This is a genomic window from Streptomyces sp. SID5785 (assembly GCF_009870065.1).
Classification (GTDB): Bacteria; Actinomycetota; Actinomycetes; order Streptomycetales; family Streptomycetaceae; genus Streptomyces.
Window position 1 is genome coordinate 1 of record NZ_WWIA01000262.1, and the last position, 10,946, is coordinate 10,946.

The following is a 10,946-nucleotide window of genomic DNA, read 5'->3' on the forward strand; positions in this document are numbered from 1 at the left end:
CGGGCTCGATGAACCCCGTGCTCCAGGTCGGCGTCGCCAGCAGGAGCGGGACCGGACCCGTCCGGATGCGCAGCGCCACCTCCCACAGCCGCACGTCGTAGCAGGCGCGGAGCGTCGCGTTCGCCTCGTACGGGCGGGCCTCGTGCCCGTGCTCGACCCCGTACCGCAGGGTCCGCAGCTGAACCGCCTGCACGACGCTCGCCGCCACCACCTCCAGGCCGTACGTCGACTCCCGGAAGGCGGGCTGGACCCGGTCGTACGGATCGGCGCCGCGCCACCAGCGGTTGGCCACCACGGGGGCCAGCGCATCGGCGAGTCCGTCGAGGTCCCGGTGGGCGTGCCGCACGAGCCCGTCGAGCGTCCGCTCGAACGCGGCGAGATCCCCGCCGGAGGTGATGACGGCGCTCACCTCCTCGGCGACCTCCGCGGCCGAACCGGGCGCGGGCTCCAGCCGGAACGGCTCCTGCGTCAGCGGCAGCACCTCCGTGTACGGCTCCTGCGGGGCGAGGGTGATGCCCAGCGCCTCCTGCGCGCGCGGGCGCAGCCCCGGACCCAGCTGGTCCGCCGCCCGTGCCACCTGCTCCCGTGTCGCGGCCCCGGCCGCGCCCGCGTACCGGGCCACCAGCTTCAGGGCCCGCTCCTGCACGTCGGTGTCCGGATGCCCGAACGCCTCACCCACAGCGGGCAGCAACTCGTCCACGACCGGTGGGTCCCCCTCGCCGGCCCGGCTCCGCAGCACCTTGCCCAGCAGTACCAACTGCGCCCGCACCAGCTTCTTCTCCGTGCGGAACAGGACGGCCGAGGACACCTCCGCGAGCGTCCGCACCGGCAGCCCGCCGTCCACGGCCAGCGAGGCGAGCACCTTCTGCGCGTGCGTGGCCACCGACGGCGCGCCGTCCGCGCACATCGCGGCCCAGTCCGCCGTCCGCGCGCGCTCCTCCTCACGGGTCGGCGCCAAGGCGTCCAGCACCTTCAGGAACAGCCGGAGGTCCGACACGCGTCCGCCGCGCAGCAGCCGCGCCACACACGCGTCGAGAAGGATCTTGCGCTCCAGCGCCCCCTCCCCGGCGAGCTCGGCCAGCGCGCGCGGCCAGCTCTGCGCGCTGTCGGACGAGAACCAGTCCAGTCGGCCGCCGATGTCGTCGGTCTCGAACAACGCGGCCGTCAGCTCGGCCAGGTGCGGCTCGCTCCGCAGCCGGTCGGCGAGCGAACGGTCCTGCCTGCGCCCGGTGTTGAGGCTGCCGACCCAGCCGACGACGTACGCCTCGGTCGTCGGCACCGGGCACCCCGCCAGCTCGACCAGCCCCGCCATCAGCTCGTACGACACACCGCGTGCCACCGGCAGCGCCGCGAGCCGGTGCGCCACGTCGGCCAGCCAGTCGGCCTCCCGGCCGGCGAGCAGATGCAGCAGCACCCGTGGCGCCACGTGCCGCTGCCACACCCACTCGCCGGCCCCGAGCCAGGCCGCTGCCGCGGCGGCACCCGTGTGGCACGCGGCCCCCGCGAGCTGCAACGCCGGATAGATCCGACGCGCGTCCGCACCCCACCGCTCGGCGCGCAGCTCCTTGCGCATCTCCTTGAGCCCGGGCAGGCACGCCCTGCGCTCCGCGTCCGTCAGCCCGTCCAGCAGGTCCGTCACCTCGGTGACGCGGCCCGCGCGCACGGCCGTCAGCAGGGCCTGCGTGCTCCTCGTGCTCGCCGCGCCCCTCACGCCTCCCGCACCCCCGTCGCCCCGGGCGCCGTCAGACCCCACCCCAGGTCCTCCCCGGCCGTGCTCCTGCGCGCCATCCGCACCGCGAGCGCGTGCTTGCAGGGCCCGCGCCCACCGCGATACCTGGCCCACCACATGCATGTACACCTCGACGTCCCCCCGTCCTCGCGGACCCGGTGCACATGCCCGTCGTCCGCCGTCACTGTCCCTGCTCCGGTCTCCAGCGTCACCGCGCCCGCGCTCACCAGCGCCCGGGCGGCCTTCAGCCGCGGATTGTGCCGCTCCACGCGGTCCGCGTCGTACGGCAGTTCGCGGTGGAAGTAGGCCGCCTCCGCCGTGTCGTACCCGACCCGCCCGGACGTGCCGAGCCGCACCAGCGCGGCCGCGACCCGCTCGGTGCTCAGCCCCGACGCCGCCGCGAGGTCCCCGAGCTCGATCCGCGGCTCCCACGCGAGCAGCACCGCGATCAGCTCGGCGTCCTCCGCCGCCCGGTCCGTGGCCAGCGCGTCCAGCACGCCGCCCTCGCCGGAGAAACCGCGGGCCGCGTCGGGTGACAGCGTGAGCGTGAGCCGCATACCGGGAAGCACCGCCTCCCATGCGCTGGAGACCGCCGCGTCGGTGACGGCCGCAGGCCCGTACACCCGCAGGGCCGTCGCGTGCCGGAGCACCCGCTGCAGCGCGGCGAGCCGCTCGGGGCCGGGCAGGCACACGGCGCCCGGGACCGGCCGCGAGGTGGGCCGCAGCCCTCGCCCGGCCGGAACCACCCAGCGAGCGGCGCGGCCCGAGCTGCGCGGCAGCGAGCGCAGGAAGCGCACCGCCTCCGGGGCCGCGAGCTCGGCGCGCAGCTCGAAGCCGGCGGATATCACCTGGGCCTCGGCGAAGCCGCGCAGCCAGCGGTCCGGCAGGGGAACCTTCTTCTCGACCACGGGCCCGTCCAGCGTCGTGACCGCCAACTGCTCGGGGCCCACGCGCAGATGCAGGGGATCGTCGCCGCCGATCCGCGAGAGGGCCTCGCGCAGCGGATTGTTCACGTCGACATTCGTCGTGCCGTGCCGGACGGCGTCCCCGTCGAGCCCCTCGGCCAGCACGTCGAGCCGGGCGTACACCCCGCCGCACCCCGAGAAGGATTCAAAGCGCAGCCGGTCGCCGCTGCCCGTCACGACCGGGTCGAGCGAGGCCGTCAGCCGCTGCTGGTGATACCGGGCCGCCGCGACGTCCGCGACGGCGAGCAGCCCCGCCGCCGAGACCTGAGGCGACGTCAGGAACCCGCTGAAGAACTGCGGATGGTCCCGGGGACCGGCCGGTGTCGCGCCCCGCGACGTCTCGAGTCCCAGCTGGGCCGCACCCCCCACGGACTCGAGCACGGAGGGTCGGCGATAGGCCACGGTCTGTGTTGATCGCGTCATGGGGGAAACCGTAGGCGCGACCACTGACAATCGCTCTGACCTGCACCGACAAGGGTCGCAGGGCCCGGCGCCACGAACGGCGCACGGGCCCTGCGTCACGCTCGGTGCGCCGGGCTCACTGCCCGACGCGGCCCGGCTGCAGCGTCTTCGAGAACAGCACGTCGCCGCCCTCCTGCCGCAGACGCACCGTCAGTTCACCGCTGCCGCCGTCGATGTCGACCTCGCCGAAGTACGGCGGGGTCTCGGCCGGCGAGGTGTTCGCCCGGTCCGGCGCCTTCACGAAGGCCTGCCGCGGACCGAACGTCCCGTCGAGCGCGGCCGCCGGGAAGCCGCCGGCGGCCAGGGGCCCCGACACGAACTCCCAGAACGGCTCGAAGTCCTGGAACGCCGCCCGGGCCGGCTCGTAGTGCTGGGCCGACGTGTAGTGCACGTCCGTCGTCAGCCACACCGTGCCCGTGATCCGCCGGTGCTTGATGTGCCGCAGCAGCTCCGCGATCTGCAGCTCTCGGCCGAGCGGTGCACCGGGATCGCCCTGCGCGACCGCCTCGAAGTCCGTCGCGCCGTCCGCCACGACGAGCCCCAGCGGCATGTCGGACGCGATCACCTTCCACGTCGCCCGCGACCGCGACAGCTCCCGCTTGAGCCAGGCGAGCTGCTCGGCGCCCAGGATGCCGGTGGGGTCGTCGGTCTGCCGGCCCGGTGAGTTGGCGTTGCGGTAGGTGCGCATGTCCAGGACGAACACGTCGAGCAGCGGTCCCTGCCGCAGCACGCGGTACACCCGGCCGTGCGGGTCGCCCGGCGGCAGCGTCGAGACCGGGAAGTACTCGCTGAAGGCGCGCAGCGAACGGGCCGCGAGCACGTCGGTGTCCTTCTCCGTGTACCGGTCGTCGGCCAGGATCTGTCCCGGGTACCAGTTGTTGTGCACCTCGTGATCGTCCCACTGGGTGACCGTGGGGACCTGGGCGTTGAACCGGCGCAGGTTCTCGTCGAGCAGGTTGTACCGGAAGGCGCCGCGGAACTCGGCGAGCGTCTCGGCGACCTTGGACTTCTCCTCCGTCGTGATGTTGCGCCACACCCGCCCGTCGGGGAGCGTCACGCTGGAGGTGATCGGGCCGTCCGCGTAGATGTTGTCACCGCTGCACAGGAAGAAGTCCGGGTCGAGCGCGCGCATGTCCTCGTAGACGCGGTAGCCGCCCCGGTCGGGGTTGATGCCCCAGCCCTGGCCCGCGATGTCGCCGGACCACAGGAAGCGCACACCGTCCCGGCGCCGCTCGGAGGCGGTGCGGAAGGTGCCCTCGACCGGCTCGCCCGTCCGGCGCGGATCGTCCGGGTCGGCCAGCAGCACCCGGTAGTGGATCTGTTCACCGGGCGGCAGTCCGCGCAGCCGCGTCGTGCCGGTGAAGTCCGTGCCCGGGCCGAGCAGCGGGCCCTGCCGGCGGGACACCGTGCGGAACGACGCGGTGGGCGAGGTCTCGACGATCATCCGGGCGGGCCGGTCCGAGCGCACCCACACCAGTCCCGAGCGAGCCGTCACGTCGCCGGCCTGGACACCCCAGCCGGCCTTCGGGCGCCCCGAGAGCGCGAACGCCGGCGCGGTGGCGCCGATCGTCGGCAGGGTGAGCGCGGCCGACGCGGCAAGCGCCCCGCGCAGGACCCCGCGGCGGCCGGGCAGCTGACTCGGCGGACGGTGTGACATGGACGCCTCCAATGACGGTTCCGACGACGAGTTGCGGTGCCAGGAACAGCGGTGCCAGGAACTGCGGTGCCAGGAACAGCGCACGGCGCCGCGGAGCCACACCTACTGGTTCACCACGGCGCGCACACGAACCCCAAGTGAACAACCACCCCTGCCGTCCGGGGAACATGCCACGCGCGCGTGGCGCGATCCCGCGCCCGCCCCGGGCCGCAGCAGGCCTACGCGGGCCCGGCCGGCGTCCAGTCCGCGGCCAGCAGACCGAGCACCACCTCGTCCAGGAACTCGCCCATCACCCAGGCCGACGAGCGCAGCACGCCCTCGCGCACGAAGCCGTTGCGTTCGGCCGAGCGCAGCATCGGGCCGTTGTCCGCCAGCGTCTCGATCTGCAGCCGGTGCAGCCCGCGCGCGACGAAGCCGTAGTGGCACAGCACCGCGACGACGTCCGTGCCGTACCCCTTCCCGCGGGCGCCGGGGCGCAGGCCGAGCCCGATGTGCGCGGTCCGGTTGTGCAGGTCGATGCCCCAGAGCTGCGCGCTGCCGACGAGGGTGTCGTCCGCCAGGTCGACCACGGAGAACTGCGTGTTGACCTCGTCGTCGTCCACGAGGAACTGTGTCCTCTTCGAGCCGGGCGTGATCGGTCGCCAGGGACGCCCGCCCGCCCGCGAGGTGGTGACCACGTCCCCGTACAGCTCGCTCTGCAGGACCGGGACGTCTTCCTCGTGACGGGCTCTCAGCCCGACCTTGCTGCCCTTCAACATGCGGTCCTCTCTACCCGCGCTCGCGCGCCCGCGGCAACCGGATTGCGCGCGCTCACCGTCCGGGGGCCGTGGACCGCGCCGCGTCCGCCAGGAGGCGCACACCCTCGCGGATCCGGGCGGGGGACAGATGCGCGTAGCCGAGCACCAGGGAGACTCCGCCGCCCCCGGCGCTGCCGTACGCTCCGAGCGGGCGGACGGTCACTCCGGCCGCGGCGCAGCGGGCGAGGAGACGGTCCTCGGGGCCGTGGCACTCGGGGAGCGTGGCGATCGCGTGCAGTCCGGCCGCGATGCCCGACACGCGGGTGCCCGGCAGGTGCTCGTCCAGCGCCCGCAGCAGGGCGTCCCGCCGCTCCTTGTAGGCGCGCTGGCAGCGGCGCAACTGGCGGTCGTGGTCGCCGCGTTCGATGAAGCGGGCGAGCACGGCCTGGTCGAGCGAGGGGTTGCCGAGATCCATGTACTGCTTGCGCGCGACGACCTTGTCGGCCAGATGCCCGGGGACGACGAGCCACCCCAGACGCAGGCCGGGGACGAGGGACTTGCTCACCGACCCCGTGTACGCGACATGGTCCGGGTCGAGTCCCTGCAGCGCGCCGACCGGCGCCCGGTCGTAGCGGAAGTCCCCGTCGTAGTCGTCCTCCACGATCAGGCCGTCGGTCTCGCGCGCCCAGGCGAGCAGCCGGGCCCGGCGCCGCGCCGAGTACGCGATGCCGGACGGGAAGTGATGGCCGGGCGTGGTGACGACGGCGCGCACGCCCGAGGCCCGCAGCGGATCCAGGGCGAGTCCCTCGTCGTCCAGCGGGAGGCGCGCGACGCGGGGCCCCGCCGTCGCGAACAGGGCCTCGTACTGCGGGCTCCCGGGGTCCTCGACGCCGACGGTGTGCTCCCCGCGCGCGTGAAGGACAAAGCCGAGCAGGGTCACCGCCTGCGTCACGCCGGAGCACACGACGATCCGCTCCGGATCCGCCACGACGCCGCGGCGCCGGGTGAGGAGCTCCGCCAGCGCGGTCCGCAGCCGGGGCAGACCGCGCGGATCCGGGTAGCCGAGCTCCTCGTGCGGCAGTTCGGCCAGGACCGCGCGCTGCGCGGCCGACCACGCCGCGCGCGGGAACAGCGACAGGTCGGGGCGCCCGGCCACGAAGTCGACCCGGCTGTCGGCGGCACGGCGGGGCGACAGGTCCCGTACGGGCGGCGCGGCGGCCCGCACCGCATCGCTCACCCAGGTGCCCGCACCCCGGCCGCTGCGCAGATACCCCTCGGCGGTCAGCTGCTCGTACGCCTCGGTGACCAACCCGCGGGACACGCCCAGGTCGCGCGCGAGATCACGGCTGGACGGCAGCCGGGTGCGAGGTGGGAGCCGGCCGGTCCGCACCGCCTCGCGCAGCGCGGACTGGAGCGCACGGCCTCGCGCGCGGGCGGGCGCGGCCGCGGCGGGCAGCAGCAACTCCCAGGCGGCGGTGGCCTCCTGGGAGCCCGGCAACGACGTCATGGGGGCGCACCCTACAAGGCCGCCCTACAAGGGCCGCCCGACAAGGCCGCCCGCGGTCGGCGCGCGGCCGATTGGTCCCCGACGCCCCACCCTGATTGGACCCCGAACCGGACCACCGCTGCTCCTAGCGTCGGTTCCATGAACGCCACCACTCTGCGCGGCTCCGCGCTCGCCGCCCTCGCCTGCGTCCTGGTCGGAGGCTCCTTCACCGCCAACAGCGTCCTGGGCGACTACCCGTACGCCGGCGGGCAGTTCCTCCGCTACGGGCTCTCCTTCCTGCTCCTCGTGCCGCTCGTGGCGCGCGGTGGCGGACTCGCGCCCCTCAAGCGGCTCACCGCCCGCCAGTGGGCACGTCTCGCCCTGCTCGCCGCGGTCGGCATGGTCGGCTTCAACCTCGCGGTGCTCGCCGCCGAACGGACGGCGGAACCGGCGGTGCCCGGCGTCTTCGTGGGGTGCGCGCCCGTGATCGTGGCCGTGCTCGTCCCGCTGCTCGACGGCCGGCGGCCGCGGGCGGCGGTGCTCCGGGGCGCGGCCCTCGTGGCCGCCGGTGCGTTCACCGTGCAGGGCTGGGGGCACACGGACACGGCCGGGCTGCTGTGGTCCGTGGGCGCGCTCTGCGGCGAGGCGGGCTTCGCGGTGCTCGCGGTCCCCGTCCTGCGCCCGCTCGGTCCGCGCCTGCTGTCCTGCGCGGTGTGCGGCGTCGCGGCGGTCGAGTCCGCCCTCGCGGGCCTCGTCCTCGACGGCGCCTCCTGGCTGCGGGTCCCGGACGGTGCCGAGACGGCCGCACTGGTGTGGCAGGCCGTCGTCGTCACGGTCGTCGGCTTCGTGTGCTGGTACGCGGGTATGCAGCGGATCGGCGCCGAGCGCGCGACGCTCTTCTCCGGACTGATCCCGGTGGCGGCGGCCGGCACCGCGCCGCTCGTCGGTGCGGGCACCTACGGGCTCGCCCAGGGCGTGGGCAGCGCGCTCGTCGCCGCCGGCGTCGCCCTGGGCTCGGGGGTGTTCGGGGCCCGGTCAGCGACTCGTGTCGAGGATCACGCGCGCGACGAGCGCCGGGTCGTCGTTCATCGGGACGTGGCCGCAGCCGGGCAGCCGGACCAGCCGGGCACCCGGGATGACGTGCTTGGCGCGGACGCCCTGGCGGCGCAGCAGCAGCCGGTCGCGGCTGCCCCACGCGACGGTCACCGGGATCTCGGGTATGTCGTCGCGGAACAGGACGGAGCGGCCGGCCTGGAGCGTCTGCCGGAAGCCGGTGGCCTCGCGCAGCGCGAGCGTCTCGGCCACCACGGACTCGGGTGAACGGCGACCGGGGCGCGCGTAGATGGTGCTGGTGAGCGCGGTGCGCCCGGCCGCCGTGCGGGACAGGCGCTCGATCGCCGGGACGGGCAGCGCGCGGGCGCCCTGCCGCATCGCCAGCAGGGTGCCGAACGCGTAGCGCCGCTCGGCCTGGGTCCAGAATCCGGCGGGGGAGAGCGCCGTGACCGACCGCACGCGCTTCTCGCGGCCCAGGTCGAGCGCGAGCAGGCCGCCCAGCGAGTTGCCCGCCACGTGCGGGCGCTCGATCCCGAGGTGACGGCAGAAGGCGTCGAGGACCGGCACCACGGTCGACAGGTCGTAGGCGAGGCCGTCGGGCAGCGCGGGCGAGGCGCCGAATCCGGGCAGGTCGACGGCGATGACGTCGCGCTCGGTCGCGAGGACGGGGAGCACGGGCTGCCAGGCCTGCCAGTGGTGCCCGATGCCGTGCAGCAGGAGCAGCGGCTCCCCGGAGCCCGTGCGCTCGTACGCCAGGGTCACCGTGTGCGCGCCGCCGGGCCGGTCGATGGTGAAGGTCGCCTGTGCCATGTCGCTCGCTCCCTGTCCCCGCCCTGCCTCGACGGTTCCTTAGACTGCTTGTCAGCAACAATTACCGTTGAGTAGCCCTCAGTTCAAGAGGCGCGGCGCACGGCCCGGGGCACGACGGGCCGAGCCGCCCTGGACAGGGCGGCGTTCGTCGGTTGGGATGGGTGCGTGGCCACCGATACCGCGATCGACCTGTTCGAACAGCACCGGCCCGTCCTCATGGGCGTGGCGTACCGCATGCTGGGCCGCGTCGCCGACGCCGAGGACGTGGTCCAGGACGCCTGGCTGCGCTGGTCGCAGGCGGACCGTGACGACGTCCGCGAACCGCGGGCCTACCTGGTGCGCATCACCACCCGCCTCGCGGTCGACCGGCTGCGCCAGGTCCAGTCGCGCCGCGAGTCCTACGTGGGCCCCTGGCTCCCCGAGCCCCTCGTGACCGACTTCGGGCCCCAGGTGCCCGACACGGCCGAACAGGCCGTGCTCGCCGACTCGGTGTCCCTCGCCGTGCTCGTCGTCCTCGAGTCGCTCTCGCCGCTGGAGCGCGCCGTCTTCGTCCTGCGCGAGGCCTTCGGGCTGCCCTTCGCGGAGATCGCGGCCACCCTGGAGCGCGGTGAGGCGGCCGTGCGCCAACTGGCCACCCGCGCGCGCAAGCACGTGGAGGAGGGCCGCCCCCGCTTCGACGTGGATCCGGCACAACAGCGCGACCTCACCGAGAGGTTCCTCGCCGCGGCCGCCGACGGGGACCTCGACGGGCTCATGAAGCTCCTCGCCCCCGACGTCAGCCTCGTCGGCGACAGCGGCGGCAAGTCCAAGGCGCCGCTGCGCGTCATCGAGACGGCCGACAAGGTGGGCCGGTTCGTCCACGGCGCCGCCCGGCAGGGCGCGGCGGAGGAGAACTTCGCGTACCGCTTCCTGGAGCTCAACGGCGCTCCCGCGCTCGTCTTCCTGGTGAACGGCACGATCGACGCCGCGATCCAGCTCGGCGTCGTCGACGGCAGGATCCAGCGCGTCTACATCGTGCGCAACCCGGACAAGCTCGCGACGATCCTCTGACCGAGTCCCAGGAGTCCCAGGAGTCTCAGGAGGCCCGCTCCGACGCCACGGAGCGGGCCTCGGCGCGTCCGCGGCGCCGCACGCGAACGCCGTATGAACGGATCGCTGCCCTCCGTGAACGCTCTGCGGCAGTGCCCCTGTGCGCCCCGTAACCGATCGAGGATTGGTCTTGACCAAGTCCGAGGGGGGTCCTACGCTCGCAGGGATAGTGCAGGAACCTTTAATAAACAAGGGCGCTAAAAAGCCGCCGGGGCACGGCTGTTGCGGAGGACAGGGTGGGGACCACGCAGTTGGAAGCGGCACCGGAGCCGAAGTACTGGCATCTGAAGACCGTGCTGAGCGAGGCGCTGGACTCGGAGTTCGCCGTCGGCGAGATCCTTCCGAACGAGCGTGACCTCGCCGCCCGCTTCGGTGTCGCCCGCGCCACGCTCCGCCAGGCGCTCGAGCAGCTCGAGCTCGAAGGCCGCCTGCAGCGCCGCCGCGGTGTCGGCACCACGGTCGCGCCGCCGCGCGTGGGTGTCGCGGTCGCCTCCACCGATCAGGACTGGCCGGGCGCCAGCGCCGACGCGTGGCAGGTCGTGGACGCGGTCCTCGACGTCGCACCCGCCGCCGTCGCCGGGCAGCTCGGCATCCGCGCGGGCGACAGCGTGCACGTACTGCGCCGCAAGCGCGTCTCGCACGGCCAGTCGGTCGCCGCGGAGCTGCTCTACGTGCCCTCGGCCTCGGTGCCCGAGCTCACCGCCATAGACGCCCCGTCCGGCGCAGCCCGCGGCCGCGCCGTACTGCGCGAGCTGCAGCGTGCCGGGCTCGACGGGCAGGACCGCGCGGTGGAGCTCGGCTCCGCCCGCGCGGACGACGCCAAGGAGCTCGACCGGCTCCCCGGCGCCCCCGTCCTGGTCGTCACCACGCGCTACTTCAGCAAGGGCGACACGGCGGCGGTGTCCCTGGCCACCTACAGGGCCGACACCTGCCGGCTCACCTTCGGTGACACCCCTGA

8 protein-coding genes and 1 pseudogene are annotated in these 10,946 nt (G+C 74.4%); 3 read left to right on the forward strand and 6 right to left on the reverse strand.

Annotated elements, in window-relative coordinates:
• From GTW43_RS08135 to GTW43_RS08155, 5 genes are all read right to left on the reverse strand, one after another.
• Positions 1–1,711 (reverse strand): DUF6493 family protein (locus GTW43_RS08135; RefSeq protein ID WP_343245937.1); only part of this gene is annotated, 1,711 nt, incomplete at its 3' end.
• Entirely contained in the window at positions 1,708–3,117 is a 1,410-nt protein-coding gene (locus GTW43_RS08140; RefSeq protein ID WP_202501205.1) for an SWIM zinc finger family protein, read from the reverse strand. The genes GTW43_RS08140 and GTW43_RS08135, both read right to left, overlap by 4 nt.
• 115 nt (positions 3,118–3,232) lie before the next feature.
• Positions 3,233–4,813: an alkaline phosphatase D family protein gene (locus GTW43_RS08145; RefSeq protein WP_161300961.1), complete on the reverse strand. Its 1,581-nt coding sequence runs from the start codon at positions 4,811–4,813 to the stop codon at positions 3,233–3,235.
• Between the two features lie 218 nt (positions 4,814–5,031).
• On the reverse strand, positions 5,032–5,571 hold the full coding sequence (locus GTW43_RS08150) for a GNAT family protein (RefSeq protein ID WP_161300962.1): 540 nt from the start codon (positions 5,569–5,571) through the stop codon (positions 5,032–5,034).
• Between the two features lie 52 nt (positions 5,572–5,623).
• On the reverse strand, positions 5,624–7,057 hold the full coding sequence (locus tag GTW43_RS08155; protein ID WP_161300963.1) for a PLP-dependent aminotransferase family protein: 1,434 nt from the start codon (positions 7,055–7,057) through the stop codon (positions 5,624–5,626).
• Positions 7,058–7,195: 138 nt separating this feature from the next.
• On the opposite strand from GTW43_RS08155, the pseudogene GTW43_RS08160 reads away from it, so the two are divergent.
• Positions 7,196–8,035: pseudogene (locus tag GTW43_RS08160) on the forward strand (DMT family transporter); the annotation flags it as partial.
• Between the two features lie 36 nt (positions 8,036–8,071).
• Here the strand turns inward: GTW43_RS08160 and GTW43_RS08165 are convergent.
• On the reverse strand, positions 8,072–8,899 hold the full coding sequence (locus GTW43_RS08165; RefSeq protein ID WP_161300964.1) for an alpha/beta fold hydrolase: 828 nt from the start codon (positions 8,897–8,899) through the stop codon (positions 8,072–8,074).
• Between the two features lie 165 nt (positions 8,900–9,064).
• Between GTW43_RS08165 and sigJ the strand changes: the two genes are divergently transcribed.
• On the forward strand, positions 9,065–9,949 hold the full coding sequence (sigJ, locus tag GTW43_RS08170) for an RNA polymerase sigma factor SigJ (protein WP_161300965.1): 885 nt from the start codon (positions 9,065–9,067) through the stop codon (positions 9,947–9,949).
• A 275-nt stretch (positions 9,950–10,224) separates the two neighbouring features.
• Positions 10,225–10,946: GntR family transcriptional regulator (locus GTW43_RS08175; protein ID WP_161300966.1), on the forward strand; the 722-nt coding region annotated here is incomplete at its 3' end.

Coding starts and splice junctions, on each gene's coding strand:
- GTW43_RS08140 (WP_202501205.1), bottom strand. CDS start 3,117: ATGACGCGATCAACACAGACCGTGGCCTATCGCCGACCCTCCGTGCTC.
- GTW43_RS08145 (WP_161300961.1), bottom strand. CDS start 4,813: ATGTCACACCGTCCGCCGAGTCAGCTGCCCGGCCGCCGCGGGGTCCTG.
- GTW43_RS08150 (WP_161300962.1), bottom strand. CDS start 5,571: ATGTTGAAGGGCAGCAAGGTCGGGCTGAGAGCCCGTCACGAGGAAGAC.
- GTW43_RS08155 (WP_161300963.1), bottom strand. CDS start 7,057: ATGACGTCGTTGCCGGGCTCCCAGGAGGCCACCGCCGCCTGGGAGTTG.
- GTW43_RS08165 (WP_161300964.1), bottom strand. CDS start 8,899: ATGGCACAGGCGACCTTCACCATCGACCGGCCCGGCGGCGCGCACACG.